Raw genomic sequence first — 26,961 nt, 5'->3', positions numbered from 1 at the left:
GGCCAGCGGCCTTGCCCAAGGCGAAATCATGCTAAGACGCGAGGCATGGAGCAACCCGAACGCCCCCCCTACACCATCGAGGACTACGGTTTCGGTGTCCTCGTCATTCTCGTCACTGCGGCTTTCGCCTGGCTGCTGCTTCCCTATTTCGGGGCCGTGCTCTGGGGCGTGGTCGCCGCGATCCTGTTCCAGCCGCTGACGGCGAAGCTCGCGAATGCCCTCGGCGGCCGCAAGAGCCTCGCGGCGGGCATCATGCTGCTGGCGCTGCTGGCCCTGTTCATCATCCCCACCATCCTGCTGGGCGTCAGCCTCGTGCAGGAAGTCTCGAACATCTACGAGCGGGTGCGGGACGGTCAGATCGACATTCCGCATATGCTGGAGCAACTCCGCGCCGCCGTGCCGGAATCGCTGGAGCGCCTGATCGACCGCTACGGCCTTGCCGATTTCGAGAACCTGCGGCGCCAGTTCGGTGCCGGCATCGCCAACGGCCTGCAAGGCCTCGCCGCGCGCCTGCTCTCGGTCGGCCAAGGCGCCTTGAGCTTCCTCGCGGCGCTGGGCGTGATGCTCTACCTCACCTTCTTCCTGCTCCGCGACGGCGACCGTTATGGCCGGCTGATCCGCGACGCCATGCCGCTGCGCCCGCACTTGCGCGACCGGCTGGTGGCCAACTTCGTCATCGTCGTGCGCGCGACGATGAAGGGCACGGTGGTCGTGGCGGTGGCACAGGGGCTGGTCGGCGGGATCATCTTCTCGCTGCTGGGCATCCAGGGCTCACTGCTCTGGGGCGTGATGATGGGGTTCTTCTCGCTGCTCCCCGCCGTCGGCACCGGCCTCGTCTGGGTGCCGATGTCCGCCTACCTGCTGGCGACCGGACATATGTGGCAGGGCGCGATCCTGGCGTTCTGCGGCCTGTTCGTGATCGGCATGATCGACAATATCCTGCGCCCGATCCTGGTCGGCCGCGACACCCGCATGCCCGACTTCGTGGTGCTGATCGCGACGCTCGCGGGGCTCCAGATCTTCGGCCTTAACGGCTTCATCGTCGGTCCGGTGATCGCCGCCCTCTTCATCGCGGTCTGGACGCTGATGCGCGAGATCAAGAACAGCGACGGGATGCTGGAACCCGATGCCATCGAGGTGGAGGAACAGCGCGCCGAAGCCCCGATGTCGGACGCGGAAATCGCCGCGCATCCGTCCTGAAACGAAAAGGGCCGCCGGAGACGATCTCCGACGGCCCTTTTGTTATTTGGCGAAGGGGTTCTTCGGCATCCGCAAGTTGAGCCGGATTGGCACCGCCTCGAAGCCCAGTTCGCGGCGCATGCCGTTGATCAGGTAGCGGCGATAGCTTTCCGGCAGCAGGTCGAGACGCGTACCGAACAGCACGAAGCCCGGCGGGCGGGTCTTGGCCTGGGTGATGTAACGCAGCTTGATGCGCTTGCCGCCCGGCGCCGGCGGCGGATTGGCCGAAAGCGCATCGTCGAACCAGCGGTTGAGCGCGGCGGTCGGCACGCGCTTGCTCCAGGCCTCGCGGATCGAGAAGCCGGTGGCGATCAGATCGTCGATGCCCTTGCCGGTCCGCGCCGAAACCGCCAGCAGCGGCACGCCGCGCACTTGCGCGAGGCCCTCGTCCAGCGCGCCGCGAATGCCGTTGAACAGGCCGGAAGGTCCCTCCGCCACGTCCCACTTGTTGATCGCGATGATCAGCGCGCGGCCTTCTTCCAGCACCTTCGAGGCGATCGTCAGGTCCTGGTGCTCCAGCCCGCGCGTCGCATCGAGCAGCAGCACGACCACTTCCGCGAAGTCGATCGCATGGCGGGCGTCGGCCACGGCCATGCGCTCCAGCTTCTCGGTCACGTTCGCGCGCTTGCGCATTCCCGCGGTGTCGATCAGGCTGACCTGGCGGACTTCCTGCGTCTTGGGATCGGTCCATTCCCAGTCTACCGTGATCGAATCGCGGGTAATGCCCGCTTCCGGTCCGGTGAGCAGACGGTCCTCGCCGAGGATGCGATTGATGAGGGTGGACTTGCCCGCATTCGGACGACCGACGACCGCCAGCTTGAGCGGACGGCGCAGCAGCGCTTCCTCGTCCTCTTCCTCGGGGAACTCCGGCTCTTCGGGCTGGAGCGGTTCGAGGTGCGGCAGCAGCGATTCGAACAGGTCGGCAATGCCGACGCCGTGCTCGGCGGAGAAGGTGATCGGATCGCCGAGGCCCAGCGAATAGGCTTCGAGTACACCGCCCTCGCCCGCGCGGCCTTCGGCCTTGTTGGCCAGCACGATCACCGGCACCGTCGAGGCGCGCAGCCACTGGCCGATTTCCTCGTCGAGCGGGGTCAGACCCGCGCGCGCATCGACCACGAAGAGCGCCACATCGGCGGTTTCCAGCGCCGCTTCGGTCTGCTTGCGCATGCGGCCGGGCAGCGTCTGGTCCTCGTCGTCTTCCCAACCTGCGGTATCGACGATCTGGAATTTCAGGCCGAGCAGCTCGGCGTCGCCGAAGCGGCGGTCACGCGTGACGCCGGGCTGATCGTCGACGAGCGCGAGCTTCTTGCCGACGAGCCGGTTGAACAGCGTGGACTTGCCGACGTTCGGTCGGCCGATGATGATCACCTGGGGTAGCATAAATAACTCTATAAGGGATTCCGGCCCCTAGACGAATTCCGCGCAAATGGGAATGTTCGCATTTCCGCGCCGGAGCACGGCCCTGTTCGGGAACAAATTCCTACTTCGCGATTAACCATCCCCTGAAGGATTCCCACAAGCAGACAGGGCCGAATTGAGGGGCATGAAGGGTTACCGGATCGCAATCATGCTGGGACTGGCCGGGGCGACGATGTCGCCTGCCAGCGCCCGTTCCGCCATCGACGACGCACTTGCCGCCATGGATGACGATCGTCCGGCCGCTGCAAAGGGCCCGGATTACCTCGAATGCGTGCCCTATGCCCGGCAGCTTTCGGGCATCCAGATCTTCGGCGATGCGCATACCTGGTGGAAACAGGCCTCGGGCCGCTACGCCACCGGCCATGCGCCGCGCGTCGGTGCGGTCATGGCGATGGAGCCTTACGCGAATTCGCAGCTCGGCCATGTCGCCACGGTCAGCAAAGTGGTCGATTCGCGCACGATCCTGGTCAGCCATGCGAACTGGTCGCCGATCGAGGGGCAGCGCGGACGGATCGAGAAGAACGTCACCGTGCTCGACGTCTCCCCCGCCAACGACTGGAGCGAAGTGCGGGTCTGGTACGAGCCGATCCATAACCTCGGCAATACGCACTGGCCGGTCTCGGGCTTCATCTACAACGACAGGCCCGGCAAGACGGCAACGGTTGCCGCGGCCAAGAAAAAGGGCCGCCGAAGCGACCCCATCGGCGACATCATCGCCGGAAATTACTGAACGATCGCCAACCCCGTCACCCTGAAACAAGTTTGGGGTGACGATGTGGTCGAACGCAAATCTCGCATCATCGCACCTGCCCCAAGAGCAAGGCGATGACGCCGAGACTATCAGATCTTCGCGACGGGCGCGTCCTCGCCGAGGTCTTCGTACCAGGCTTCGACAGGCCCCTGGAGCTTGACGGTCAGCGGATTGCCCTTGCGATCCAGTGTCTTGCCGGCCTGAACGCGTACCCAGCCTTCGGAAATGCAATATTCCTCGACATTGGTGCGCACAGTGCCCTTGAAGCGGATGCCCACGCCGCGCTTCAGCTTGTCCTCATCGAAGAACGGGCTCTTCGGGTTGATGGCGAGGTGATCGGGTGGCACGTCCGCGCCGGTTTTGGTCTCTTCGGTCATGCCCACGCGATTTAATTGCAGATGGGCGCTTGTCAATTCGATCCGACTCATCTAGAGGCGCGCTTCCCCGACGGACACGCTCCGATCGATGGGCGCGTAGCTCAGTGGTAGAGCACACCCTTCACACGGGTGGGGTCGCAGGTTCAATCCCTGCCGCGCCCACCATTCCTCTTCAGGAATGGCACATAAGGCCGGAACTTTCTTTCCGACATTTTCCCCAAGATCACCGTTCATCGCAGGCCCAACCGCAGCCTCGAATCTTGCGCCTCCCGGCCTGAGACGGCATAGCGCGCGCCATGCACGATATCCGCCTTATCCGCGAGAATCCCGAAGGATTCGACGCCGGCCTCGCCCGCCGTGGGGTTGCCCCCGTGGCCGCCGACATCCTCGCCCTCGACGAGCAGCGCCGCTCGGTCGCGACGCGCATGCAGGAAGGGCAGAATCGCCGCAACGAAGCCTCGAAGGCAATCGGCAAGGCCATGGGCCAGGGCGACACCGCCACCGCCGAAGCGCTCAAGGCCGAAGTCGCCCAGCTCAAGGACACCCTCCCCGCGCTCGAAGCCGAGGAGAAGGACCTCTCCGCGCAGCTTCATAACGCACTGGCCGGCCTGCCCAACATTCCGGTCGCCGAAGTGCCCGACGGCGCCGACGAGACCGAGAACTTCGAAGTCGCCAAGTGGGGCACGCCCGGCACGTTCGCGTTCGAGCCCAAGGAACATGCCGACCTCGGCCCGGCGCTCGGCCTCGATTTCGAGACCGGCGCAAAGATCTCCGGCGCGCGGTTCACGTTCCTGAAGGGCCAGATGGCGCGCCTGCACCGTGCACTGGCGCAGTTCATGCTCGACACCCAGACCGCCACCAACGGCTACATGGAATGCATCGTGCCGCTGCTGGTGAAGGACGAGGCGGTGTTCGGCACCGGCCAGCTTCCCAAGTTCGCGGAAGACCTGTTCAGGACCACCGATGGGCGCTGGCTGATCCCCACCGCAGAAGTCTCGCTGACCAACGCCGTGCAGGACGAGATCGTCGATCTGGAAGCCCTGCCGCTGCGCATGACCGCCCTCACCCCCTGCTTCCGCTCGGAAGCGGGCGCGGCGGGCCGCGACACGCGCGGGTTCATCCGCCAGCACCAGTTCGAGAAAGTCGAACTCGTCACCGTCTGCCCGCCCGAGCAATCGGAAGCCGAGCACGAGAAGATGGTCGCCGCCGCCGAATCGATCCTTCAGGCGCTGGAACTGCCCTATCGCAAGGTCCTGCTCTGCTCGGGTGACATGGGCGCGACCGCACGCAAGACTTTCGACCTCGAAGTCTGGCTGCCGGGCCAGGCCGCCTACCGCGAGATCAGCTCGATCTCGAACTGCGGTGACTATCAGGCCCGCCGCATGAACGCGCGCTTCAAGCCGGAAGGCTCGAAAAAGACCGAGTTCCTGCACACCCTCAACGGCTCGGGCCTCGCGGTCGGCCGCACCCTCGTCGCCGTGCTGGAGAACTATCAGCAGGAGGACGGCTCGGTGCTGGTGCCCGAAGCGCTCAAGCCCTGGATGGGCGGGATCGAGAAGCTGGAGCCTTGCTTCTGAAGGGGCTTCGACAGGCTCAGCCTGAGCGGGGTTGAGGGGGAATTCCTCCAATCCTATTCCGTCTGAGCAACCCCTTTCCGCTCATCCTGAGCTTGTCGAAGGATGAATAGGCCAATGCCCGGCCAAGTTAGAGAGACATCATGCGTATCCTGCTCACCAACGACGACGGCATCAACGCCCCCGGCCTCTACGTCCTCGAAAAGATCGCCGCACAGCTTTCGGACGACATCTGGATCTGCGCGCCGAGCGAGGAACAGTCCGGCGCGGGCCACTCGCTGACCCTCGGCCGCCCGGTGCGGATGCGCGAGCACGCACCCAAGCGCTTCTCGGTAACCGGCACGCCCACCGATTCGGTGACGCTCGGCATCAAGAAGGCCATGCCCGGACCGCCCGACCTGATCCTCTCCGGGGTCAATCGCGGCGCCAATCTCGGCGACGACGTGACCTATTCGGGCACCGTCTCCGCCGCGATGGAAGGCGCGCTGGCGGGTATCCGCTCGATCGCGCTGAGCCAGGTCTATGCAGGCGAAGGCCACGGCGACAACGTCAGCTTCTCGGCTGCCGAGGAATGGGGCGCCAAAGTGCTGAAACCCCTGCTCGACGCGCCTTTCGCGCCGCGCACGCTGGTCAACGTGAACTTCCCGCCGGTGGCCGCGGCCGAGGTCAAGGGCATCCGCGTCGTCCGTCAGGGCTTCCATGACTATGCACGCGGCTCGGTGGTTGAAGGCATGGACCCGCGCGGTTTCCCCTACTACTGGTTCGGCCTCCACGGCATCGAGCAGACGCCGGGCCACAGGACCGACCTCGAAGCGATTGCCGAGGGCTACATCTCGGTGACGCCGCTCCAGCTCGACCTCACGCACGACGCCTCGCTGGCCGAGATCGCGAGCCGTTTCGAGGCATGATGCGCAAGGCTGTCTTTCTGCTGGCGGCGCTCGCCCTGCCGCTGGCGCCTGCTGCCGCCGCCGCGCCGCCAAATGCCGGGCAGCAGGCCGAAGCCATGCATGTCGTCAAGGCGGGCGAGACGCTGAACGGCATCGCCAACCGCGCGGGCGTTTCGTCCGAAGCGCTGGCGAAGGCGAACGGGCTGAAGGCGCCTTATGTCGTCAAGCTCGGCCAGAAGCTGACGATTCCGCGCGCCAAGGCGGCTCCGGCGAAAGTTCCGGCGAAGGTTCCGGTTAAGCAGCCCGATCCCGCCGCCCCGGCGCGAAAGGCGGCTGCTGCTGCAAACTCGACCGCCAAGGCCGCCATCGCCGCAGCCGGATCGCCGGAGCAGGCCAGATCTCCTGAACAGGAAAGCGTCCACGTCGTCCAGCCCGGCGAGACCCTCGGCAGCATCGCGCTGGCGGCCAAGGTCCCGCGCGTGCTGATCGCCGAGGCCAACGGCTTGCAGCCCCCCTACAACGTGCGCCTCGGCCAGAAGCTGCAAATCCCCCGCACCCGCCGCCACACGGTGAAGGCGGGCGATACCGGCTTCTCGATCTCCTACAAGTACGCCGTCCCGTGGGAGCAGATCGCCCTCGCCAACGGTCTCGACGCCGGTAAGCCGGTGAAGCCGGGACAGGCGCTGCTGATCCCGACGCTGCTCGATCCGCCCGCGACGAGCGCCGGCCCTGCCCCCGCCCCTGCCCCCACCCCTGCAACGCCGGTGGACGTGCCCCCTCCCCCGGCGGCCCGGTCAAAGCGCTTCGCATGGCCGGTGAACGGCCCCGTCCGCCGCGGCTTCGCGAGCGGGACGAACAACCACGACGGCATCGACATCAAGGCGCCCGAAGGCACCATGGTCCGCGCCGCCGCTGCCGGAACCGTGCGCTTCGCCGGGATGGAGAAGGAGCAGTTCGGCAACCTCGTCGTGCTCGATCACGGCGACGGATGGTTCACCGCCTATGCCTTCCTCAGCCGCGTGACCGTCAAGGACGGCGCGAAAGTGGCGGCCGGGGAACGGGTCGGCCTCGTCGGCCACACCGGCCTCGCCAAGGGCAACGAACTGCACTTCGAAGTCCGGCGGGACGGCAAGCCGGTGGATCCGCTGGACGACTTGCCGAAGGCGCCTTGAGAGGCGTTTGAATTTTGGCGGCACCGGCCCTCTCCCCCACCCGGGAGGTCGGGTGGGGGAGAGGGCCGGTGCCGTCACGAAAATGCCCTTGCGGGCATTTTCCAAACAAGGTCTAAGTCGCGGGGCATGTCGAAAAGGCGCTCCGTCCACAACCTGCTGAAACCGAACGCGATCAAGCCGCTGCGGCGAACGCTGGCGGTGCCGGTCTGGGCAGACGTAGCCCTGCGGCTCGGCGGTGCATTTTTCCTGATCTTCATCGTCATCATGGTCCACTGGAGCGACCGTGCGGGCCTGAACGACGTGCACGACGGGCAGGTCAGCTTCCTCGACGTCGTCTATTTCACGATGATCTCGATCACGACCACCGGCTTCGGCGACATCGCCCCCGTCAGCGACCGCGCGCGGTTGATCGAAGCCGTGCTGGTCACGCCGATCCGGCTGGCGGTCATCACCATCTTCGTCGGCACCGCCTACAACTTCATCATCAAGCGCAGCTGGGAGACATGGCGCATGAAGCGAATCCAGGAGAGGCTGGAGGACCACATCGTCGTGCTCGGCTTCGGCGTCAGCGGCTCGGAAGCGGCCAGGGAACTGATCGAGCGCGGCACCGATCCCGCCTGCATCGTCGTGGTGGACCCCGCGCAGGCCCGCCTCGCCCAAGCCGAGAAAATGGGCTGCAACGTGCTCCAGGGCGACGCCACCCGCGACGAAGTGCAGAACGCCGTCCGGGTGAGCACGGCCAGGACGATCCTCGTCTCGGCCGGCCGGGACGATACTTCGGTGCTGATCGTGCTGACCGCGCGCCATCTCGCGCCGACGGCGCCGATCACCGTCGTCATCCGCGCCGACGACAACGAATTGCTCGCCCGTCAGGCCGGGGCCAACAACGTCATCAACCCCGTCCGCTTCACCGGCCTGCTGCTCGCCGGATCGGCGGAAGGACAGCATGTCGCCGACTACTTCTCCGACCTCGCCTCGGTCGCCGGACGGGTCCAGCTGGTGGAGCGGCCGGTGGAGCCTTCGGAGATCGGCGGATCGCTCGACCACCTCGTCAGCAACGGCAAGGGCCTCAGGATCTACCGCGGCGAGCGGACGATCGGCTTCTGGGAAGACGATGCGAAAGTCCTGAAGGCCGGAGACATCGTGGTCGAAATCCTGCCGACGGCCTCCACTGACCGGCCTCTCGCAGGCGACTCAGCCTAGCAGCCAGAACACCAGGCCCATGGCCAGATAGGCGACCAGCCAGAACAGGCAGTCCATCGCCCGCCGCATCGGCTCGGCGCGGTAGCGCACATGCGTCAGCCAGATCGCCGGAAGCACGAAGGCAATGGCGACGCCGCCGGTCTGCATGAAATAGAGCCAGGGCTTGGCGGCCAGGGTCTCGGCACCTATCCGCGCGAAGTTGTGTCCCAGCATCACCGAGCTGACCAGGAACACGAAGCAGACCAGCCCGTAATTGCCCGCCCGATCCGACTTGCGCGGCGAAAGGCTGCGCCCGTCCTGAAACGGCTGCCCGTTCCAGATAACCCCCAGCACGACGGCGAGCGCCGCTGCGAGAACCACGGCCAACCAGTTCACCGGACCCATTATGATGTTCCTTTTTCCAACAGCTTCTTCCTTGCGCAGGGTCTCCCCGAAGGTGCAAGGGCGCTAACGTCATGCGAGACGGATAGGTGCGAATCATTTTCAGATGATTCGTTTTTCGTGACTCTTGCCCGCAATGCGCGTATCGGGCGCGCCATTCCTATGGCTATCGAAATCCCCTCTCCGCCCAAGGTCGGCATGGTCAGCCTCGGCTGCCCCAAGGCGCTTGTCGACTCCGAACGCATCCTCACCCGCCTGCGCGCCGACGGCTACACGATGAGTCCCGACTATGCCGGGGCCGATGTCGTGCTCGTCAATACGTGCGGATTCCTCGATTCCGCGAAGGAAGAGAGCCTCTCCGCGATCGGTGAAGCCATTGCCGAAAACGGCCGCGTGATCGTCACCGGCTGCATGGGCAACGAGGCCGACGTGATCCGCGCTCGCTTCCCGGACGTGCTCGCCGTCACCGGCGCGCACCAGTACGAAGCCGTGGTCGAGGCCGTGCACGAAGCCGCCCCGCCCGAGATTTCACCTTACGTCGACCTGATTCCGCAGGCTTACGACGATGCGGGCGTGAAGCTCACGCCCCGTCACTACGGCTATCTGAAGATCTCGGAAGGCTGCAACCACGCTTGCTCTTTCTGCATCATCCCCAGCCTGCGCGGCAAGCTGGCGAGCCGCCGCATCGACGCGGTGCTGCGCGAGGCGGAAAAGCTGGTTCAGGCAGGGACCCGCGAACTGCTGGTCATCAGCCAGGACACTTCGGCCTATGGCGTCGACGTGCGCCATGAGACGCGCACGTGGAAGGACCGCGAGGTCCGCACCCATATGACCGATCTCGCCCGCGAACTGGGCCAGCTTAGCGATTCGCAGGGCCGCAAGCCCTGGGTGCGCCTGCACTACGTCTATCCCTACCCGCATGTCGACGCTGTGATTCCGCTGATGGCGGAAGGGCTGATCACGCCTTACCTCGACATTCCGTTCCAGCATGCGGCGCCCTCGGTGCTCAAGTCGATGAAGCGCCCGGCCAACGAGGCCAAGGTGCTGGATCGCCTGCGCAAGTGGCGCGAGATTTGCCCGGATATCGCCATCCGCTCCAGCTTCGTGGTCGGCTTCCCCGGCGAGACCGAGGCGGACTTCCAGTACCTGCTCGACTGGCTGGACGAAGCCCAGCTCGACCGCGTCGGCGCGTTCCGTTTCGAGCCGGTCGAAGGCGCCAGCGCCAACGATCTGCCGAACGCGGTGCCCGAAGAGGTCAAGGAAGAGCGTTACGCCCGCATCATGGAAAAGACCGCCGCGATCAGCGCCGCCAAACTCCAGGCCAAAGTCGGCCGCATCCTGCCCGTCATCATCGACGAAGTGGGCGAGCCGGATGAGGATGGCGACATCGGTGCAACCGGCCGCTCGCAGGCCGATGCCCCCGAAATCGACGGTAACGTCTTCCTGCGCGGGGCTGGCAACGACCTGCAAGTCGGTGATATCGTTGACGTCCTTATCGAGGATGCCGACGAGCACGACCTTTACGGCGCCGTTACCGAGGTCTGAATGGGGATCGGGCGATAGTTGCACGTCTTGCAACTTTGCCCAATCTTTTCGCATTTGCAGCGAATCAGTGTCGGGAGCATATGGAGCAGGCCTTTCAGGCATCCTCTCCCAAAAACTTTCCAAGGGCTGGTCTTCGGACCGGCCTTTTTTTTTTGCGCCATGCGCGGAGAGGTCGCGATCCTTCCGGCGTTCCGGTGGCTCGTCGTCATCATCCACCCATCATCGTTGCGAAGCACAAAAGAATCCAGAGTCTCTCGAAGTCGCTCCGGGTTGCTTCTTCGCGCGCGACCTGACGGATCAGGGAATCTGCTGGCCCCGTCGCACATGCAGTTACGACAACTCGCCAGAGCGTCTGAAACCCCCAAAAAACGCCGCCCCAGCGATGGGTTGCACACTACGCAATCACACCCCATTTTTTCGCATTTGCAGCAAAACGTGTCCAAGGTCATAAGGATCGGGCCTTTCAGGCATCCTCTCCCAAAAACTTTTCATAGGGCTGGTCTTCGGATCGGCCCTTTTTTTTGCCCGTTTTCCAGGCAAGCGCTGCCATGGCTGGCAGTCGGCGCGGCTTTGTCCTAGCCATGCGGCATGGCCGAATCCTCGCGAATCTACACCGCCGCCCTCGCCGTCATCGGTGACGAGATCCTCTCCGGTCGCACGCACGACAAGAACATCGCGCAAGTGGCAGCCTGGCTTCAGGTGCAAGGCATCCGCCTCAAGGAGGTTCGCGTGGTCGCGGACGACACGGCCGCCATTGTCGAGGCGGTGAACACGCTTCGTGCCCGCAACGACTATCTTTTCACCACCGGCGGCATCGGCCCGACCCACGACGACATCACCGTGGACGCGATCGCGGAAGCGCTCGGGGTGCCGGTGATCGTCCATCCCGAAGCCCGCGCCATCCTCGAAACCTATTACGAGACACGCGGCGGCCTGACCGAAGCGCGGCTGCGCATGGCTCGCACCCCCGAAGGCGCCAGCCTGATCCCCAACCGCTACACCGGCGCGCCCGGCATCCGTTATGACAACGTCTTCATCATGGCCGGTGTCCCCAGCATCACCGCGGGCATGCTCGATGCCCTGTCCGGACAGCTGGAAGGCGGCGCGCCGCTGCTTTCGGAGACGATCGGCTGCTGGGTTGGCGAAAGCGAGGTCGCCGAACTGCTCCGCCAGACCGAGAAGGCCCACGAGACCTGCCAGATCGGCTCCTACCCCTTCTGGGGCGAAGGCCGGACCGGCGCCAACTTCGTGATCCGCTCGGTCAGCGCGGAAGATCTTGCCGCCTGCACGCGCGCGCTGGTTCAGGGACTGGAGGCCATGGGCCGCCCGGCCGTGCCCGGTGGCATTTGAAATCGTCGCCACCATCGCCCTGATGGCCTCCTCCGTCCCTGCCCCGCTTTCAGCCGCACCGACCCTCGAAGCCTTCGAGCAGGTCCTCAGCCGCCATGACAGCGCCACGCTGGCACTGGAGGAATGGTGCGCGGCGCGTGGCTTCGCGCAGCCTGCAGGCGTGACCGCGAAGCAAGTCACGGACGGCGAACAGACCCCTGCCCGCGGGATCGACACCCGCCTCGGCCTAGCCAAAGGCGAAACCGTCGCCCTTCGCAACGTCAGGCTGAGCTGCGGCTCCAGAGTGCTGTCGGTCGCGTGGAACTGGTACGTCCCCGAACGCCTGACGCCGGAGATGAACGAGACGCTGCGATCGAGCGACGTGCCGTTCGGCAAAGTCGTCGCCCCGCTACACTTTCGGCGCAAGGCGCTGGCCGTGATCGCCGGTCCGGCGGCGAATTGCCCCGCCGGGACGATCTCGACGCATCAGGCGATGCTCGTCCTGCCGGACGGTCGACCGCTGGCCTATCTGGTGGAATGCTACACGGCCGCGAACCTCGAGCCCTGAATTCCGCTCAGGCTGCTACCGTCTCGCTCCCGGCGATCGAGGTTCGGTGCATCATGCGACCGGTCGACTTGTCGTAGGGGATCGCCCGGTGCATCGCGCCGGTATTGTCCCAGATCACGAAGTCCCCCTTGGTCCATTTGTGTCGCAGCGAGAACGCGGGCTGCGCGGCCCACTCCTGCAAGCGGATCAGCATCGCCCGACCCGCAGGCACTTCCATGCCGACGATATGGTCCGCCGTCGTGCCGATCACCAGCGACTTGCGGCCGGACTCGTGGGTCCAGACCAGCGGATGTTCCTTGACCAGACCGATGCCCAGCACGCGCTCACGATGCTTCTCGGGAATGGCATCGGCGATAGGCGACAGGCTCGCACGCACCGAATGGACCGCCTTAAGGCCTTCCAACGCCCGCTTCTCTTCCTCGGGAAGCCCTTCATAGGCGGCATAGGTACTGGCGAACTCGGTCTCGCCGCCGATGGCCGGGGCGATGCGGCAGGACAGCAGCGTCGCGAAAGGCGGCGGCATGTCCACGGTAATGCCGTCCATGTGCCAGAAGAAAGTGCCCAGCACATATTCCGGCTGCGGGTTGATCTTCTCGTCCAGCGTGACCTGGTAGACGTCTTCGTTGTTGCTCTGGACGTTGTTGCGGGCGGTCAGGCGGACCTTTTCACCCATGGCTCCGGTGATCGCGAGCTGCTCGGCATCGGTGAGGTCCAGTTCGGGGAACACCACGACTGTGCGCTCCTCCACCTTCGCTCGGATCGCCCGCGCGGCTTCCGGCGTGAAGATATCCCCACGGTCGTCCCAGACGACACGCGAGCCGATGTGTTCCTTGATGTCCTCGAATCGGATGGCCATGGCGGCACGCTCTCCAGCATATCGTTTTGAACAGTTGTTCAGCACGAATTACACCGGCGAGCGAAGCGGCGCAAGGCGGGAGCATCGGCAAGGGATCGCCGCAACGAAAAAGGGCCGGAGGTTTCCCTCCGACCCTTCTATCCGTTTCGCATGATCCCGAAGGATCAGGTGCCTATCAGGCGCCGGCGATCTCGGTCGTGTCGATCTTCAGGCCGGGGCCCATCGACGACGAGAGCGAGATCTTGCGAACGTACTTGCCCTTGGAGCCCGAGGGCTTGGCCTTGACGATCGCATCGACGAACGCGCTGAAGTTGGTCAGCAGGTCGGCGTCCGAGAACGACATCTTGCCGATGCCGGCGTGGATGATGCCCTGCTTTTCGACGCGGAACTCGATCTGGCCGCCCTTGGCGTCCTTCACGGCCTGCGTGACGTTCGGGGTCACGGTGCCGAGCTTCGGGTTCGGCATCAGGCCCTTCGGACCCAGCAGCTTACCGAGACGGCCGACGACGCCCATCATGTCCGGGGTGGCAATGACGCGGTCGTAGTCGAGGTTGCCGGCCTGCATGTCGTCCATGAGGTCTTCGGCGCCAACCTTGTCCGCACCGGCGGCCAGAGCTTCGGCAGCCTTGTCGCCCTTGGCGAACACGGCGACGCGAACGGTCTTGCCGGTACCGGCCGGAAGCGAAACCATGCCACGGACCATCTGGTCGGCGTGACGCGGATCGACACCCAGGTTCATCGCAACTTCGACGGTTTCGTCGAACTTGGTGGTCTTGAGGTCGCGCAGGGTCTGCAGCGCTTCAGCAACGGGGTAGTGCTTGAGGTTTTCGCCGAGCTTTTCGGTCAGCGACTTCTGCTTCTTGGTCACCTTGGCCATGAAATCAGCCCTCCACCACTTCGAGGCCCATCGCGCGGGCCGAACCTTCGATGATCTTGGTGGCGGCATCAATGTCGTTGGCATTGAGGTCGGCCATCTTGACCTGGGCGATCTCGGCAAGCTGCGAGCGCTTTACCGTACCGGCGCTGATCTTGCCCGGCTCCTTCGAGCCCGACTTCAGGTTCACGGCCTTCTTGATGAGGAAGGTCGCCGGGGGCGTCTTGGTGACGAACGTGAAGCTGCGATCCGCATAGACCGTGATGATGGTCGGGATCGGCATGCCCTTTTCGAGTTCCTGCGTGGCGGCGTTGAAAGCCTTGCAGAACTCCATGATGTTCACGCCGCGCTGACCCAGCGCAGGGCCGATCGGCGGGGACGGCGTGGCGCTGCCGGCCTTGACCTGCAGCTTGATGTAACCTTCGATCTTCTTGGCCATGTGGCCACTCCTTTCACACTTTCACACCTGCCGGGCAGATGCTCATGTTTAGCGGTCTTACGGACGCCGGGGCATCCTCCCGCAGGGAATCGGGGGGCACGAGGCCGCTCCGAAGGGCGCGCCCCTAAACCATATCCGCCCAAAAGGAAAGAGCGGGATTTGCCGCTTCCTTCTGCCGGAACACCGCGCCATAGCGCCGGGCGATATGACAGACGACGAACTCGACAATCTCTTCTGGAATGCCCTGTCCGGCGCGCAGGCCCCCTTCTCCATAGGCAACGATCGCGTCCGGCGCTTCCATCCCTCGATCGGCCCGCTGGCGGGCTTGCGCGACATGTCGCCCGAAAGCCTCGACGCCTTCGGAGAGCTGGTGCGGACGACCGGCGTTGCCGCGCTAGGCCTCATCGGCGTGATCGAGGACGTTCCGGTCCCTGGTACGGAAATCCTGCGCGGCGCCGAAGGGGTGCAGATGGTTTTCGACGGCGACGCCGCCGCTCTCGCGGAAATCGAACGCGCCCTGGACGACCCGCGGATCGTACCGCTGGGCGAGAGCGACTATCCGGAAATGCTGGAACTCGCCCTGCTGACCCAGCCCGGCCCCTTCGCCGAGCGCACCGGCGACCTCGGCCGGTTCTGGGGTGTACGGGAGGACCAGCGCCAGGACGGCCGCCTTTTGGCCATGGCGGGTCAGCGGGTTCGGACGGCGAGCCATGTGGAAGTGAGCGGCGTCTGCACCCACCCCGAGGGGCGCGGCAACGGCTATGCGGCCCTGCTCTCGCGCCGGGTGGCCGCTGCGATCCTCGCGGACGGCCAATGCCCGCTGCTCCACAGCTACGCCGACAACGAGACGGCACTGGCGCTTTACCGGAGGCTGGGCTTCGTCGAACGCGCCCGCGTGCGCTTCACGATATACGGCCCGCCAGCCTGAAACAGGCGGCCTGAAACAAAAAGGCCGGGCGATTGCCCGGCCTTTCGATCACTTGCTGAGTTCGACGTGCTCGAAGTCGAGTTCGACCGGCGTTGCGCGGCCGAAGATCGAAACCGCGACCTTGACCTTGTTCTTGTCGAAGTCGAGTTCCTCGACGAGGCCGTTGAAGCTGGCGAAAGGACCGTCGAGGACCTTCACCGAATCGCCGATCTCGTAATCGATGCTGACGGTCTTGCGCGGTGCGGCGGCGGCGGCTTCAGCGGCACCGAAGTAACGCGCGGCCTCGCTCTCGCTGATCGCCTGCGGCTTGCCGCTCGAACCCAGGAAGCCGGTGACCTTCGGGGTGTTCTTGACGAGGTGGTAGACGTCGTCGTTCAGCGCGAGCTTGGCGAGCACGTAACCGGGCATGGTCTTGCGTTCGGTCTGGACCTTCTTGCCGCGCTTGACCTCAGTGATGGTCTCGTGCGGAACCTGAACGTCCTCGACAAGCTGCGAAAGTCCCATCCGCTCGGCTTCCGAGAGGATGGATTCCTTCACCTTGTTCTCGAAACCGGAATAGGCGTGGATGATGTACCAGCGGGCCATGATTCTCTCTTCGTAAGCTAGTTCAGGCGATCACAGCAGCGACAGGATCGAGCTGACGACCCAGCCGAACAGCGCGTCGATCCCCAGGAAGAACACCGCGAGGAAAACCGTCATGATCCCGACGAAAATCGCCGTGGTCACCGTCTCCTGGCGCGAGGGCCAGTAGATCTTGGAGGTTTCCGTGCGTACCTGCCGGATGAATTCGCCGGGACTGGTCTTGGCCATGACTGTCGTTCTCGCGTCTCTTGCCTGCTGCCTGAGCAGAAAAATTGCATCTCTTCCGGCTAGGGGCCATCGCCGCCCCGGCCGAGGCCGGGAGGGGCAGATGCGATCCTCATGTCGGAAGGAACCGCCGACTTAGCCCCGACCTGCCCGATTTGCAAGGTCTGCCGATGAGGCTTTACGTACCTGGGGCCGAAGGGTCAGCCAGGCGGGCGAGGAACGAATTCTCGCTGGAATAGAGAATTCGCGCGCCGTCCGGCAGCGCCACCGGCTTGATACGGCCGATGTACCAGAGATACTCGGCATGGCGGGCCGGGCCGAACTTGCGCAGATCGATGTGCTGGCGCGGCGAATAGAGGATGCGCTGGCTGGGATCGGCAAAGCGGTACGACAGATCGCGCATCGACAGCATATGCACATCGGGCAGCGCGAAGTTCGAGTTCTCCATCGCGCTGCGGCGCACCACCGCATAGGAGCCGAAGTGCTCGAACGGCCCGAAGCGCCACTGGATGCGCGGGATCGCCACCGCCGTGGCGACGCGCGCCCCTTCCGGAACCTGATCGAGCGCGGCGATGAGCTGGCGCGCGGTCTGCGCGTCCTCATACCACACCACGGTCGTCACCGCCGTGCGCGAGATGAACAGCGATGCAGCCGCCACGACCATCCAGCGCCGGATCGGCAGGTCGATCGCAAGACAAGCCACCATCAGCGCCGTGGTGCTCAGGCGATAGTCCGCATAGTCGCCGCCGAAGATCTGGCGCGGCACGATCAGCGTCAGCACCAGCAGGATCAGCGCTGCCCAGCCGAAGCGGCCGTCGATGCGCTTGCGCAGCAGCGCCCAGCCCAGCACCAGCAGCACCAGATCGAGGCTGATGATGTCGAAATAGAAGTCGAAGCTGCGCATCGACTTGTAGAGGATGCCCCACTTGTATTCGAGCACGTAGCGCCCGTAGGATACCTTGGAATTCGCCCCCATGCCGATCAGCATCGGCAGCAGCGGGAAGATCAGCGGCCAAGGCCGGAAACACGGGCGCCAGTCGAGCCAGCTGCGGCGGCGGGCCCATTCGTAGCCGAACAGCATCACGCCCATCACGCCCCAGCCCGAGACGTGGCAGAGCCAGACCACGAAGCTGAGCGGCACCATGACCGCCCAGCGCCATGGCTTGCCCTCCAGCTTCACCCAGAGTGCGAACGTAAACAGCCCCAGCGCGATCGACAGCGCATAGTTGAGGAAGCCCATCAGCAGCGAGGGCGACCAGATCATCGCAAAGGCGAGAATCGGCCCGACACTCAGCTTGCGGCCGAGCGAGCGGCACGCCGCCACGATCGACAGGCCGGTGAGGAAGGGGATCATCGCCACGATGATCCGCCCGGCCTGCTCCAGCCCGAAGATCGGCGCCATCGGCACCATCAGCAGCTCGACGCCGAGATTGCCGGTCCATTCCCAGTTGAACACGAAATAGCGCGTCAGATAGGGATCGGCCCCGTGATCCAGCGCAACCTTGTAGCCGGCCAGGTGCGAGGGATAGTCCGTCATCTGCGGCGCCCAGGCGACGAGCGCGGGCAAGGCAGCCACTGCCGACAGAACCACGCCCAGAACGAGCGCCTTGTCCTGCCCCAGCAGTTCGGCGAGACGCTGCCACAGGCCGCGCCATCTGCCGTTGTTCAATCCGATCTGTTCCGCTTGCGGTTGCGCGGTTCCGTGCATCAGCGCCTGTATCTTTCTCGAGAAAGCCCCCGAACGATTTTGGTCCGGGCTGCCGACCAGGGTCGACGCAGATGCCCGATTCGCCAAACGCGGCTCTCTAATCGCCGTGCCGCGAATGACAAGGGACGCACGGTATCGCGCTTCTCCGTTTATCGCAATTGCAGCACGAAACGCGAAACGCCCGCTTCCGATAATTCGGTAGCGGGCGTTTCATGAAATGCTGGCAGGAGTGCACGGACTCGAACCGTGGGCCCTCGGTTTTGGAGACCGATGCTCTACCAACTGAGCTACACTCCTGCGGGCGAGGAGGCCTCTAGAAGGAGACGGCGGGGATTACAAGAGGGTTACGCCCGCATGACGGAAGATAATTCACGGGCTTGCATTTTGCCCGCGTAAAACCCCAGATAACGCGGAGAATCCCATGGGTTTCCATGGGCCGTCCGAAGCCGGAACGAAGCGCTTCCTTCCGGCCGCAAGTACATTTCAGGATACCGCTGCCAGGATCATGCACGCCCTCACTACCCCGACCATGATCGAACCCGACCTGCTGATGCTGGCCTATCGCAGCGGAATTTTCCCGATGTCGGACAGCCGGGACGATCCGGAAATCTTCTGGATCGAGCCGCGCTTGCGGGCGATTCTCCCGCTGGACGGCTTTCACCTCTCGCATTCGCTGGCGCGGACGCTGCGCCGGGGACGATTCTCGGTCACCTGCAACACCGCCTTTTCCGAGGTCATGGACGCCTGCGCCGCACCGCGTCAGGTGCGGGAAGATAGCGACGATGAAGGCGGAAGCTGGATCAGCCACCGCATCCAGGCGAGCTACGAGCACCTGCACGCGCTGGGCCATGCCCATTCGGTCGAAGTCTGGCAGGATGACCGCGAGGGCCGACGCGAACTGGTGGGCGGTCTCTACGGTGTCGGCTTCGACCGGGTATTCTGCGGCGAGAGCATGTTCTCGCGCCGGACCGATTCGTCGAAAGTGGCGCTGGCGTGGCTCGTCGCCGCATTGCGCCGCGCCGGAGCGACTCTGCTCGATTGCCAGTTCATGACGCCGCACCTCGCCTCGCTGGGGGCGGTAGAAATGCCGCAGAAGCGCTATCTTACGCTTCTGCGGGAGGCTCAGTTGACTGTCGGTGCCTCGACGGGCGCTGGACTCGGCAAGGCCGGAGCAGCAGCGGAAGGCGCCTCGGAAGGTGCGGCGCTCGGCTTGCCTGCGGCTTTTGCAGGGCTCTTCGCGGAATTGCCGGAAGGCGCCGATTCTTCCTCGCCCGGGAAAGTCATCGCGCAGCTCTTGACCCAGACGTCATAGACCGGGTGCTCGACCGCGTTGAGCGCGGGCGAATTCTTGAACAGCCAGCCCGAGAAGACCTTGTGCCAGCCGAGCTTCTCGGCGGCGCTGCGGCGTTCCTCGACGAATGCCTGAACGAAGGCGCCCTCTTCCTGGGGCTGCTCCCAGGGAAGCGACTTCTCGCAAGTGGCGACCTTGACCACGAGGTTGCCGATCCGGCGTGCCTCGCCCGGCTTCATCACCAGGTCCTGGGTCAGGTTGTTGCGCTTGTTGAGGACGCCCAGCGTGACCACGCGGTCCTTGTTGGGCGTGCCGATCTGCTGGCCCTTGGCGGCCTGGGCAGGCCCTGCCTGCATCCCGGCGATCGCATCGGGAACGCCGGTATCCTGCGCCTCGGGCGCCGGCTCGCCCTTGCCGCAGCCGGACAGCAGCGGCAGCAGGACGAGAATCGGCGCAAAGGCGGAAAATCGCTTCACGAAAGCTCTCAGGCCTCGGGAGACCAGGCCTCGTAGTCGCCCGTAGCCGCGGCGCGCTTGCCGCCACGCTCCAGGGCGCCCTGCGGACGATAGGCCGTGGCCGTGCCGGTGGCATTGGGAGTGTAGTCCACTTCCCAGATGCGCGCGGGCGCCAGATGGCTCTCGGGCACGCCGTCATAGGAGTGGTGCAGCCACCCATGCCATTCGGAAGGCACGTTGCTGGCGTCGTTGGCGCCGGCATAGATCACCCAGCGGCGTTCCCATCCCTCGGTCGTGCGCACTTTGGCGGACTTCGAGCGATAGTACTTGTTGCCCTGCGCGTCGGTGCCGACGTGCTCGCCGTTACGCGAGCTCCAGAGCGAGGTGCCGATGGTGGCGCCGTCCCACCAGGTGAAGATCTTGGACAGGATTCCCATGAGCCGCGCGTTAGCGCTGTTCACCGCCGATGCCAAGCATGTTCCCGAACGAAAACGACAAGCCTCGCGGCTATCCCCGGAGCCTTTCCTCCATTCCGGACACATCTGCCCTCTCCAACATATCGATTGCATGCTGGACACGCCGCCCCGCCCGCATCACGCTGCACTGCGGGAGAGACGCTTGAAGGCGCTTGTTTTGGCAACGACCCTGGGGAGGGTTCCGCATGCGTAAACAGACTTTCTCACGACTTGCATTTGCCGCTCTGGCTCCTTTGGCTTTTTCAATTGCCGCACCTTCATCCGGCGCCAAGCCCGCAGGCACACTTTCGAAATTGCCCGCACTCGGCGTGGACGCGAATCACGTAACGGTCTCGGGACTGTCTTCGGGCGGTTTCATGGCCGCGCAGTTTTCGGTGATCCATTCTTCAAAAGTCAGCGGCGTGGGCATCGTCGCGGGCGGCCCCTACGGCTGCGGGCTGCTCGGGCTGACGGTGGTTCAGACCTGCATGACCGGCTCGCCTTCCGGCTCGGGAGCGAGACTCGCCGCACAGATCAACGAGATGAGCGGCCTGATCGATCCGCTCGCCAACGTGAAGGGGCAGCGCGTCTATCTGTTCCGCGGCGCCTCTGACACGGTGGTGGGGCAAGGCGCGCTCGATGCTCTGCGCGATTTCTACAAAGGCGTCGGGGTGCCGACGGAGAATCTCCAGTACCTTGCGAGTTTCCCGGCGGAACACGCCTTCCTCTCGCTGACCGCCAGGTCGACTTGCGCATACCTCGGCGGGCCTTACGTCAATCACTGCGGCGCCGACGGCACCGTCGGCGGCCTGCCTCGCTACGACCAGCCGGGCGCGATTCTCACCAAGGTCCTCGGGGGCACCATCACGCCGCCCGCCACCAAGCTGTCGAGTACGCCGCAGGCCTTTGCGCAGTCGCCCTACCTCTCGCCGCTCAGCGCCATGGCGACGACGGGCTATGTCTATGTTCCCAAGCCATGCAGCACGGCCGGTGCCAATTGCCGCATCCATGTGGTCTTCCACGGCTGCGAGCAGGCGGCCGCCTACACGGGCGATGCCGTCTATGGACAGCTGGGCTACAACGCATGGGCCGACACCAATCGGGTCGTCGTGCTCTATCCGCAAGTCGAGAAGAGCACGCTGTCAGGCAATCCCATGGGTTGCTGGGACTGGTGGGGCTACACCGGGGCTTTCGCCACACGCTACGGCCCGCAGACGCAATCGGTACAGGCCATGATCGACCAGCTCGCCCAGACCGGCAGCTGACCGGCCTACCAGTCCACCTTGTCGCCGGGCGCGATGCCAAGTTCGGCCGCGCGCCCGGCGTTCAACTCCAGTACCGCGATTACCGGCCCTGCCGAGGGCAACGGCGTCTCGTCATAGGGCACGGCATCGGCGGCGATATTGAGAACGCGGTGGTCCGGACCGATGAACAAGAGGTCGAGCGGGATCACCGTGTTCCTCATCCAGAACGCAGCCTTGCGCGGGGCCTTTTCGGGGAAGATCATGCCTTCGTCCGCCCCCATGGCGGTGCGGAACATCAGCCCCTTGGCCTGCTCCGCCTCGCTCGCCGCGACTTCGACGTGAAAGACATGCGACTTGCCGCCCGATACGACGGTGAGCGGGATCACGGCCAATCCCGATTCGGGGTGGAGTGATTTTGCTTCCGTTGTCGCGCGCCCAGCCTCCGCCCCGCCTTTCGAGCAGGCAGCGGGGAAGAGAAGCACCGGCACCAACAGGCCGAGGACAAAACTCCGTTGCAGGGCCATGACTCTAGTCCTCTTCAGCCTCGGACACCCAGGCCTCGGCATCTTCCGGAGTCTCGGCATCGATGATCGCGCGCGCCACGTCGAGCCGGTGCCCGGCCCGCAGCATCGCGCCCATATGCTTTTCCCGCAGCGGCCGATCCGCCTCCTGGGCGCTAAACGGCCCGAACCGCCGTCGCCGCGCCAGCACCAGCGCCGCCCGCCGCTCGGTGGCCTCGTCGGGGCGAACATCCTCACGCAGAGCCTCGTCCAACCCGGCATGACCCAGCGCCTCGCCCACCCGCCGCGCGCCGTAGCCGCGACGCAGCAGGCTGCCCGCCTTCATCCGCGCCCAGCCCGCATCGTCCACGTAACCGAGTTCGACATAGCGGCCGATCAGCCGCTCCAGATCGGGGCCCGAATCGCCATCGCCCTCCCCATCCCAGCCGCGCTCCCGCAGCTTGCGTTGCAGATAATCGCGCAGCTTCCCTTGCGTCGTGGCGAAACGCGCGACATAGGCCAGCGCCAATTCTTCCAGGCGCGGTTCGGAAAGAGGTTGCGGATTGCGACGCTTAACGGACATCTTGCCCTATTCGTGCCACACTCGGCTTGGATTGGGGAGAGCGCACGGAACCACGTCGTGCGGATTTGCTGCCTCCGGTACAGGAAACCGGATGTCAGCGCGGGGTTCCGGTGAGAATAAACGGTATAACAACAACGGGTTAAACGAAATGAACGACACCATCAGCATGGTGCCGCAAGCGATCGAAGCACTTGTCGCCACCCCGAACGAGGACGCGCTTGCCCGCCGCTTTGCCGATTTCGACACCTTCTGCGATGCGCTCGACTATGCGGCGCAGGGCCAGCGTGGATTCAATTTCCATGATCCGCGCGGCACGCTGAAGCAGGTCTATCCGTTCCGCCAGCTGCGCACGGATTCGCTCAAGGTCGCGCATGCGCTGATCGCGCGTGGCGTGAAACCGAACGACCGCGTGGCCCTGATCGCCGAGACCGGCCCGGACTTCGCAGCCCTGTTCTGCGGCGTCGTCTATGCCGGCGCCTGGCCTGTTCCCCTGCCTCTGCCCACCAGCTTCGGCGGCAAGGACAACTATATCGAACAGCTCGCCGTCCAGCTTTCCAGCTCGGATCCGATGCTGCTGGTCGGCCCGGACGAGATCGCCGAGATGACCGCCCAGGCCGCGACCCGCCAGGGCTGCGACCATGCCACCTGGGCCGATTTCGCCGCCAAGGACGCACCCGAAGTCGCGCTGCCCAAGGCCAGCCCGGACGATATCTGCTACCTGCAGTACTCCAGCGGCTCGACCCGCTTCCCGCACGGCGTTGCCGTGACGCACCGCTCGCTCATGTCCAACCTCGCCGCGCATAGCCACGGCATGGAACTGGCCGAAGGCGACCGCTGCATCTCGTGGCTGCCCTGGTACCATGACATGGGCCTGGTCGGCTGCTTCCTCTCGCTGATCGCGAACCAGGTCTCGGGCGACTACCTGAAGACCGAGGACTTCGCCCGCCGCCCGCTGGCATGGCTGGACATGATCACGCGCAACGAGGGCACCTCGATCTCGTATTCGCCGACCTTCGGCTACGACATCTGCGCCCGCCGCATCTCCAGCCAGAGCCATGTCGACGACCGCTTCGACCTGTCGCGCTGGCGGCTTGCCGGCAACGGCGCCGACATGATCCGCCCGGACGTGATGCAGAGCTTCGTCAACGCCTTCGCGCAGGCGGGCTTCAAGGCAAGCGCCTTCCTGCCCAGCTACGGCCTGGCCGAAGCGACGCTGGCCGTCACCATCATGCCCCCGGGCGAAGGCATCCGCGTCGAACTGGTCGAGGAAGAACGCCTCTCCGGCACCCCGCGCGACCTCAGCCGCCCGGCTCGCTACCGCGCCATCGTCAACTGCGGCAAGCCCGTGCGCGACATGGAAGTGGTGATCCGCGGCGAGAACGGCGCAAGCCTTTCCGACCACAAGATCGGCAAGGTGTGGTGCCGTGGCACCAGCGTCATGCACTCCTACTTCCGCGATCCCGAAGCGACCGAGGCCTGCCTCGTCGACGGTTGGCTGGACACCGGCGACATGGGCTACATGGCCGATGGCTACCTGTTCATCGTCGGCCGCGCCAAGGACATGATCATCATCAACGGCAAGAACCACTGGCCCCAGGATATCGAATGGGCCGTGGAACAGCTGCCGGGCTTCAACCACGGCGACATCGCCGCCTTCTCGGTGGAGATGGACAATGGCGAGGAAGCGCCTGCCGTGCTCGTCCACTGCCGCGTCTCCGATCCGGTCAAGCGCATCGAACTGCGCGACCTGATCCGCGACAAGGTGCGCTCGATCACCGGCATGAACTGCGTGGTCGAACTGGTGCCGCCCAAGAGCCTGCCGCGCACCAGCTCGGGCAAGCTCAGCCGCGCCAAGGCGAAGAAGCTCTACCTTTCGGGCGAGATCGAGCCGTTCAAGCTCGCGGCCTAATCGGGGCTTTCTGATAAGACACGGGCCGGAGAGCAGTTTGCTTTCCGGCCCGTTTTCTTTTCAAGACAAGAGAGAAGCAGGGGAGCATAGCTCCCCTGCTCTTCCCTTTTCTTCACTCAAATAGTCCGATGCAATTCCAGATAATCCCGCGGAATGCTCAGGGCTTCCTTCGCCACCTGCGTTTCCCGCAGGAACAGCACCAGCGCCACCAGCAACAGCACGATCGAGGCGAGGAAGATCACCGCCGCGACGCCGTGGAGGTTCAGACCCGCCAGTCCCTGGAGGAACAGCACCGCTACGGTCGTCCCGATGCACAGTGCCGAGAGCACCATGAAGCGGATCGCGTTGGTGATGATGTTGATGCGTTTGTCGACCAGGCGGATTTCCAGGACGACCATGTCGTGCTCGGCCCCTTCCGTGTGGTTGTGCCGCTGCTGAAGCTCGCGCGCACGGTCGACCACCCGGCCGAGACGGCTGGAGAGGATGTTCAGGATATTGCCGATGGCGACGAGCACGAAAACGGGCGTCAGCGCCAACTGGATGGTCTGGACGATCATGGCATCGTTTATGTCTGACACGCGTCAGTCTGCACAGGCGCGGGCGAGCAGGCAGACGCCGTTTTCCGCAAATTCCACCTCGTCCAGCGACGAGGCCAGCCCGCAACCGCCGGGCGCCACGGTTTCGCCGCCGATGGTCACCGAACCCTCGCGCGGGATCACCAGCAGGGCCTGCGGATAGCGGGCCGCGACTCCCGGCGACGGCTTGCCGGCGACCTGGTCGAGCAGGAACAGCGGCCCATCGACGAGGACCGCGCTGCCTTCGGCGGGAATGCGCTTGTGCCAGCGGGCGAGATCGTAGACCTCGCCGCGCGAGACGGCCATACCCTCGTCGAGATGCAGTTCGCGCGGGCGGCCATAGTCGTAGAGGCGATAGGTGATGTCGCTGTTCTGCTGGACTTCGATCAGGCTGACCCCGACGCCGATGGCGTGGACGGTGTTGGCGGGGATGTAGAAGAAGTCGCCCGGCACCACTTCGTGCCAGGTCATCAGGCCTTCGATCGAACCGTCGAGGGCGGCCTCGCGCATGGCTTCCTCGCCGATCGGCGCGTCGAAGCCGATGCCGAGCGTGGCGCCGGGTTCCGCCGCCACGATCAGCCAGCACTCTTCCTTGCCCTGCTTGCCCAGCCCCTTGGCGAGCGTCTGGGCGTCGCTGGGGTGCACCTGAACCGAGAGCTTCTCGCTGGTGAAGATGTACTTCACCAGCAGGTCTGGCAGGGCGACGGGCGGCTCGAACCAGATCTCGCCAATGCGTTCCCCGTCCGGAGCCTTGAACGGCGCGGGCAGCACATCCTTGCCCCAGGGCTTCTCGACCTGGCGGATCGGCAGTGCAGCAGTCATCGATATATCCTTACTGATTAACGGCTCCGGAGAGCTTTCCGACCTTTTGCACACCGTCAACGGTCGTGACCAGCACATCGTTTCCGTCGATCACGACAATCACGTTTTCCAGCCCGATCACCGAGACGCGCGGCCCGTCGCTGTCGACCAGGACATTGCGGCAATCGACCATCTCGACTTCGCCCGAGCCGCGCACGGCGTTGCCTTGCGCGTCCTGCGGGAGCGCCTCGTGCAGCGCCTGCCAGTTGCCGATGTCCGACCATTCCATGTCGGCGGGCACGAGTGCGGCGCGGCGGGTGTTCTCCATGACCGCATAGTCCACCGAATCGCTTTCGACTTCGGCGAAGGTCGCGGCATCGGGATGGAAACGGTGGCCGTCCTCGGCGCCCTTCTCCACCGCCTCGCGCACTTTGGCGGCGATCTGCGGGCGATGAGCGGCGAGTTCGGCCATGAAGTCGCCCACGCGGAAAGCGAAGATGCCTCCGTTCCAGGCATAATTGCCGTCGGCCAGGAACGACTTGGCGCGTTCGAGATCGGGCTTCTCGACGAACTGGGCGGTGCGGAAGGCTTTTTCATGCCCTTCGATGGCCTCGCCGCGCTTCAGGTAGCCGAAGCCGGTTTCCGGCGCGGTGGCCTCGATACCGAAGGAGACCAGCCAGCCGTCCTTGGCGAGTTCGGCGGCGGCGCAGGCAGCCTCGGCAAAGACTTCCGGACGGCCGATGTGGTGATCGCTGGGGCAGACCAGCATGATCGCGTCTTCCGGCAGGCGGCAGGCCGCGAGCGCGATCGCGGCCGCCGTGTTGCGCGCGGCAGGTTCGACGATGACCGATGCGCCTTCGACGCCGCGAAGCTGCGCCTCGACATGTTCGAGGTGCTTGGTCCCCGTGACCACCACCGGCGCCGCAAAGCCTCCGTCCGCCGGACAGCGCGCCACGGTCGCCTCGAACAGGGTCGAGTCGCCGACGAGCGGCAGGAACGGCTTGGGCATGGCGACGCGGCTACGCGGCCAGAGCCGGGTGCCGCTGCCGCCGCAGAGAATGACGGGTACGATTTCGGGCATGTTCAGCAGG

At 65.0% G+C, this 26,961-nt stretch carries 28 protein-coding genes, 2 tRNA genes and 1 pseudogene; 14 read left to right on the top strand and 17 right to left on the bottom strand.

The genetic code is table 11. From position 1 onward, the window contains the following. The first annotated feature begins 45 nt into the window (after positions 1–45). Complete coding sequence (locus tag V7066_RS08155; protein ID WP_334182558.1) at positions 46–1,200, top strand: AI-2E family transporter; 1,155 nt, start codon at positions 46–48, stop codon at positions 1,198–1,200. Positions 1,201–1,242: 42 nt separating this feature from the next. On the opposite strand, the gene der is transcribed toward V7066_RS08155, so the two are convergent. Next, complete coding sequence (gene der, locus V7066_RS08150) at positions 1,243–2,619, bottom strand: ribosome biogenesis GTPase Der (RefSeq protein WP_147215707.1); 1,377 nt, start codon at positions 2,617–2,619, stop codon at positions 1,243–1,245. Between the two features lie 163 nt (positions 2,620–2,782). Between der and V7066_RS08145 the strand changes: the two genes are divergently transcribed. Then, entirely contained in the window at positions 2,783–3,388 is a 606-nt protein-coding gene (locus tag V7066_RS08145; protein ID WP_334182557.1) for a CHAP domain-containing protein, read from the top strand. Between the two features lie 110 nt (positions 3,389–3,498). Here the strand turns inward: V7066_RS08145 and V7066_RS08140 are convergent, their stop codons facing one another. After that, positions 3,499–3,786: a DUF3297 family protein gene (locus V7066_RS08140; protein ID WP_147215711.1), complete on the bottom strand. Its 288-nt coding sequence runs from the start codon at positions 3,784–3,786 to the stop codon at positions 3,499–3,501. A 90-nt stretch (positions 3,787–3,876) separates the two neighbouring features. Here V7066_RS08140 and V7066_RS08135 point away from each other — a divergent pair. The 5 genes from V7066_RS08135 (at position 3,877) to V7066_RS08115 (ending at position 8,622) form a co-directional block, all read left to right on the top strand. Then, positions 3,877–3,951, top strand: a tRNA-Val gene (locus V7066_RS08135). Positions 3,952–4,082: 131 nt separating this feature from the next. Next, positions 4,083–5,363 (top strand): serine--tRNA ligase, encoded by a 1,281-nt coding sequence (gene serS / locus V7066_RS08130; RefSeq protein ID WP_334182556.1) that lies wholly within the window; start codon positions 4,083–4,085, stop codon positions 5,361–5,363. A 140-nt stretch (positions 5,364–5,503) separates the two neighbouring features. After that, on the top strand, positions 5,504–6,268 hold the full coding sequence (surE, locus tag V7066_RS08125; protein WP_334182555.1) for a 5'/3'-nucleotidase SurE: 765 nt from the start codon (positions 5,504–5,506) through the stop codon (positions 6,266–6,268). After that, positions 6,265–7,419 carry a LysM peptidoglycan-binding domain-containing M23 family metallopeptidase gene (locus V7066_RS08120; RefSeq protein WP_334182554.1) on the top strand — a complete coding sequence of 385 codons (1,155 nt, stop codon included), beginning with the start codon at positions 6,265–6,267 and terminating at the stop codon, positions 7,417–7,419. Before surE ends, V7066_RS08120 begins: the two co-directional genes overlap by 4 nt. Before the next feature lie 126 nt (positions 7,420–7,545). Continuing rightward, positions 7,546–8,622, top strand: coding sequence for a potassium channel family protein (locus tag V7066_RS08115; protein ID WP_334182553.1), 1,077 nt, complete (start codon positions 7,546–7,548; stop codon positions 8,620–8,622). Here the strand turns inward: V7066_RS08115 and V7066_RS08110 are convergent. Beyond that, positions 8,614–9,006, bottom strand: a complete 393-nt coding sequence (locus V7066_RS08110) for a DUF1761 domain-containing protein (RefSeq protein ID WP_334182552.1) — start codon at positions 9,004–9,006, stop codon at positions 8,614–8,616. The genes V7066_RS08115 and V7066_RS08110 overlap by 9 nt on opposite strands. A 159-nt stretch (positions 9,007–9,165) precedes the next feature. On the opposite strand from V7066_RS08110, the gene rimO reads away from it, so the two are divergent. The 3 genes from rimO to V7066_RS08095 all read left to right on the top strand — a co-directional run bounded on the left by rimO (position 9,166) and on the right by V7066_RS08095 (position 12,445). Then, positions 9,166–10,548: a 30S ribosomal protein S12 methylthiotransferase RimO gene (gene rimO, locus V7066_RS08105; protein WP_334182551.1), complete on the top strand. Its 1,383-nt coding sequence runs from the start codon at positions 9,166–9,168 to the stop codon at positions 10,546–10,548. A 588-nt stretch (positions 10,549–11,136) separates the two neighbouring features. After that, positions 11,137–11,898 (top strand): competence/damage-inducible protein A, encoded by a 762-nt coding sequence (locus V7066_RS08100; protein ID WP_334182550.1) that lies wholly within the window; start codon positions 11,137–11,139, stop codon positions 11,896–11,898. Further along, positions 11,888–12,445, top strand: coding sequence for a hypothetical protein (locus V7066_RS08095; protein WP_334182549.1), 558 nt, complete (start codon positions 11,888–11,890; stop codon positions 12,443–12,445). The genes V7066_RS08100 and V7066_RS08095 overlap by 11 nt, the downstream gene beginning before the upstream one ends. Positions 12,446–12,452: 7 nt before the next feature. Here V7066_RS08095 and V7066_RS08090 read toward each other — a convergent pair whose 3' ends face one another. The 3 genes from V7066_RS08090 to rplK form a co-directional block, all read right to left on the bottom strand. Next, entirely contained in the window at positions 12,453–13,301 is an 849-nt protein-coding gene (locus V7066_RS08090) for a TauD/TfdA dioxygenase family protein (protein WP_334182548.1), read from the bottom strand. Between the two features lie 175 nt (positions 13,302–13,476). Then, positions 13,477–14,178, bottom strand: a complete 702-nt coding sequence (gene rplA / locus V7066_RS08085; RefSeq protein WP_132469337.1) for a 50S ribosomal protein L1 — start codon at positions 14,176–14,178, stop codon at positions 13,477–13,479. A 4-nt stretch (positions 14,179–14,182) separates the two neighbouring features. Beyond that, positions 14,183–14,614 (bottom strand): 50S ribosomal protein L11, encoded by a 432-nt coding sequence (gene rplK, locus V7066_RS08080; protein ID WP_021232774.1) that lies wholly within the window; start codon positions 14,612–14,614, stop codon positions 14,183–14,185. A 205-nt stretch (positions 14,615–14,819) separates the two neighbouring features. On the opposite strand from rplK, the gene V7066_RS08075 reads away from it, so the two are divergent. Then, positions 14,820–15,542 carry a GNAT family N-acetyltransferase gene (locus V7066_RS08075; protein WP_334182547.1) on the top strand — a complete coding sequence of 241 codons (723 nt, stop codon included), beginning with the start codon at positions 14,820–14,822 and terminating at the stop codon, positions 15,540–15,542. Between the two features lie 48 nt (positions 15,543–15,590). On the opposite strand, the gene nusG is transcribed toward V7066_RS08075, so the two are convergent. The 4 genes from nusG to V7066_RS08055 all read right to left on the bottom strand — a co-directional run bounded on the left by nusG (position 15,591) and on the right by V7066_RS08055 (position 18,354). Further along, complete coding sequence (nusG, locus tag V7066_RS08070) at positions 15,591–16,127, bottom strand: transcription termination/antitermination protein NusG (protein ID WP_021232775.1); 537 nt, start codon at positions 16,125–16,127, stop codon at positions 15,591–15,593. Between the two features lie 30 nt (positions 16,128–16,157). Further along, positions 16,158–16,352 carry a preprotein translocase subunit SecE gene (secE, locus tag V7066_RS08065; protein WP_086493495.1) on the bottom strand — a complete coding sequence of 65 codons (195 nt, stop codon included), beginning with the start codon at positions 16,350–16,352 and terminating at the stop codon, positions 16,158–16,160. Positions 16,353–16,527: 175 nt separating this feature from the next. After that, positions 16,528–18,018, bottom strand: a complete 1,491-nt coding sequence (locus V7066_RS08060) for a hypothetical protein (protein WP_334182546.1) — start codon at positions 18,016–18,018, stop codon at positions 16,528–16,530. Positions 18,019–18,278: 260 nt separating this feature from the next. Beyond that, positions 18,279–18,354: transfer RNA gene (locus V7066_RS08055), tRNA-Trp, on the bottom strand. 208 nt (positions 18,355–18,562) lie between these two features. On the opposite strand from V7066_RS08055, the gene aat reads away from it, so the two are divergent. Beyond that, positions 18,563–19,369, top strand: coding sequence for a leucyl/phenylalanyl-tRNA--protein transferase (gene aat / locus V7066_RS08050; protein ID WP_334182545.1), 807 nt, complete (start codon positions 18,563–18,565; stop codon positions 19,367–19,369). A 35-nt stretch (positions 19,370–19,404) separates the two neighbouring features. On the opposite strand, the pseudogene V7066_RS08045 reads toward aat, so the two are convergent. Both V7066_RS08045 and V7066_RS08040 read right to left on the bottom strand, forming a co-directional pair. Next, a pseudogene (locus V7066_RS08045) lies at positions 19,405–19,587 on the bottom strand (DUF2155 domain-containing protein); the annotation flags it as partial. Positions 19,588–19,832: 245 nt separating this feature from the next. Next, the gene (locus V7066_RS08040; RefSeq protein WP_147215739.1) at positions 19,833–20,240 is read right to left on the bottom strand and encodes an NADH:ubiquinone oxidoreductase subunit NDUFA12; all 408 of its coding nucleotides are present in this window, start codon (positions 20,238–20,240) and stop codon (positions 19,833–19,835) included. A gap of 224 nt (positions 20,241–20,464) precedes the next feature. Here V7066_RS08040 and V7066_RS08035 point away from each other — a divergent pair, with 224 nt between their 5' ends. Next, positions 20,465–21,523 (top strand): extracellular catalytic domain type 2 short-chain-length polyhydroxyalkanoate depolymerase, encoded by a 1,059-nt coding sequence (locus V7066_RS08035; RefSeq protein WP_334182544.1) that lies wholly within the window; start codon positions 20,465–20,467, stop codon positions 21,521–21,523. Positions 21,524–21,528: 5 nt separating this feature from the next. Here V7066_RS08035 and V7066_RS08030 read toward each other — a convergent pair whose 3' ends face one another. Next, entirely contained in the window at positions 21,529–22,026 is a 498-nt protein-coding gene (locus tag V7066_RS08030) for a DUF192 domain-containing protein (RefSeq protein ID WP_334182543.1), read from the bottom strand. Positions 22,027–22,030: 4 nt separating this feature from the next. Further along, entirely contained in the window at positions 22,031–22,585 is a 555-nt protein-coding gene (locus V7066_RS08025) for a regulatory protein RecX (protein WP_334182542.1), read from the bottom strand. 148 nt (positions 22,586–22,733) lie between these two features. Here V7066_RS08025 and V7066_RS08020 point away from each other — a divergent pair, with 148 nt between their 5' ends. Continuing rightward, positions 22,734–24,494 carry a fatty acyl-AMP ligase gene (locus V7066_RS08020; protein WP_334182541.1) on the top strand — a complete coding sequence of 587 codons (1,761 nt, stop codon included), beginning with the start codon at positions 22,734–22,736 and terminating at the stop codon, positions 24,492–24,494. 116 nt (positions 24,495–24,610) lie between these two features. Here the strand turns inward: V7066_RS08020 and V7066_RS08015 are convergent, their stop codons facing one another. Genes V7066_RS08015 through V7066_RS08005 form a run of 3 tightly spaced genes read right to left on the bottom strand, consistent with a single transcriptional unit; the run spans position 24,611 to position 26,951 of the window. After that, positions 24,611–25,072 carry a DUF2721 domain-containing protein gene (locus tag V7066_RS08015; protein ID WP_334182540.1) on the bottom strand — a complete coding sequence of 154 codons (462 nt, stop codon included), beginning with the start codon at positions 25,070–25,072 and terminating at the stop codon, positions 24,611–24,613. A 3-nt stretch (positions 25,073–25,075) separates the two neighbouring features. Continuing rightward, positions 25,076–25,891: a class I mannose-6-phosphate isomerase gene (locus tag V7066_RS08010; protein ID WP_334182539.1), complete on the bottom strand. Its 816-nt coding sequence runs from the start codon at positions 25,889–25,891 to the stop codon at positions 25,076–25,078. A gap of 10 nt (positions 25,892–25,901) precedes the next feature. Then, a complete protein-coding gene (locus tag V7066_RS08005) occupies positions 25,902–26,951 on the bottom strand; it encodes a mannose-1-phosphate guanylyltransferase (RefSeq protein ID WP_334182599.1) in 1,050 nt (349 codons plus the stop codon). Positions 26,952–26,961: the final 10 nt, after the last annotated feature.

This window comes from Novosphingobium sp., from assembly GCF_036820275.1.
Taxonomy (GTDB): domain Bacteria; phylum Pseudomonadota; class Alphaproteobacteria; order Sphingomonadales; family Sphingomonadaceae; genus Novosphingobium.
The sequence above is the reverse complement of the archived record's forward strand: the minus strand, read 5'-3'. Positions and strand labels throughout refer to the sequence as shown.

Bases quoted from the DNA above. Each gene is read 5' to 3' on its own strand.
- V7066_RS08040 (WP_147215739.1), bottom strand. From the start codon at position 20,240: ATGGGAATCCTGTCCAAGATCTTCACCTGGTGGGACGGCGCCACCATC.
- V7066_RS08090 (WP_334182548.1), bottom strand. From the start codon at position 13,301: ATGGCCATCCGATTCGAGGACATCAAGGAACACATCGGCTCGCGTGTC.
- V7066_RS08120 (WP_334182554.1), top strand. From the start codon at position 6,265: ATGATGCGCAAGGCTGTCTTTCTGCTGGCGGCGCTCGCCCTGCCGCTG.
- rplK (WP_021232774.1), bottom strand. From the start codon at position 14,614: ATGGCCAAGAAGATCGAAGGTTACATCAAGCTGCAGGTCAAGGCCGGC.
- rplA (WP_132469337.1), bottom strand. From the start codon at position 14,178: ATGGCCAAGGTGACCAAGAAGCAGAAGTCGCTGACCGAAAAGCTCGGC.
- aat (WP_334182545.1), top strand. From the start codon at position 18,563: ATGCACGCCCTCACTACCCCGACCATGATCGAACCCGACCTGCTGATG.
- V7066_RS08020 (WP_334182541.1), top strand. From the start codon at position 22,734: ATGAACGACACCATCAGCATGGTGCCGCAAGCGATCGAAGCACTTGTC.
- V7066_RS08110 (WP_334182552.1), bottom strand. From the start codon at position 9,006: ATGGGTCCGGTGAACTGGTTGGCCGTGGTTCTCGCAGCGGCGCTCGCC.
- V7066_RS08100 (WP_334182550.1), top strand. From the start codon at position 11,137: ATGGCCGAATCCTCGCGAATCTACACCGCCGCCCTCGCCGTCATCGGT.
- V7066_RS08025 (WP_334182542.1), bottom strand. From the start codon at position 22,585: ATGTCCGTTAAGCGTCGCAATCCGCAACCTCTTTCCGAACCGCGCCTG.
- nusG (WP_021232775.1), bottom strand. From the start codon at position 16,127: ATGGCCCGCTGGTACATCATCCACGCCTATTCCGGTTTCGAGAACAAG.
- rimO (WP_334182551.1), top strand. From the start codon at position 9,166: ATGGCTATCGAAATCCCCTCTCCGCCCAAGGTCGGCATGGTCAGCCTC.
- V7066_RS08005 (WP_334182599.1), bottom strand. From the start codon at position 26,951: ATGCCCGAAATCGTACCCGTCATTCTCTGCGGCGGCAGCGGCACCCGG.
- serS (WP_334182556.1), top strand. From the start codon at position 4,083: ATGCACGATATCCGCCTTATCCGCGAGAATCCCGAAGGATTCGACGCC.
- der (WP_147215707.1), bottom strand. From the start codon at position 2,619: ATGCTACCCCAGGTGATCATCATCGGCCGACCGAACGTCGGCAAGTCC.
- V7066_RS08010 (WP_334182539.1), bottom strand. From the start codon at position 25,891: ATGACTGCTGCACTGCCGATCCGCCAGGTCGAGAAGCCCTGGGGCAAG.
- secE (WP_086493495.1), bottom strand. From the start codon at position 16,352: ATGGCCAAGACCAGTCCCGGCGAATTCATCCGGCAGGTACGCACGGAA.
- V7066_RS08030 (WP_334182543.1), bottom strand. From the start codon at position 22,026: ATGGCCCTGCAACGGAGTTTTGTCCTCGGCCTGTTGGTGCCGGTGCTT.
- V7066_RS08145 (WP_334182557.1), top strand. From the start codon at position 2,783: ATGAAGGGTTACCGGATCGCAATCATGCTGGGACTGGCCGGGGCGACG.
- V7066_RS08155 (WP_334182558.1), top strand. From the start codon at position 46: ATGGAGCAACCCGAACGCCCCCCCTACACCATCGAGGACTACGGTTTC.
- V7066_RS08035 (WP_334182544.1), top strand. From the start codon at position 20,465: ATGCGTAAACAGACTTTCTCACGACTTGCATTTGCCGCTCTGGCTCCT.
- surE (WP_334182555.1), top strand. From the start codon at position 5,504: ATGCGTATCCTGCTCACCAACGACGACGGCATCAACGCCCCCGGCCTC.
- V7066_RS08075 (WP_334182547.1), top strand. From the start codon at position 14,820: ATGACAGACGACGAACTCGACAATCTCTTCTGGAATGCCCTGTCCGGC.
- V7066_RS08140 (WP_147215711.1), bottom strand. From the start codon at position 3,786: ATGACCGAAGAGACCAAAACCGGCGCGGACGTGCCACCCGATCACCTC.
- V7066_RS08115 (WP_334182553.1), top strand. From the start codon at position 7,546: ATGTCGAAAAGGCGCTCCGTCCACAACCTGCTGAAACCGAACGCGATC.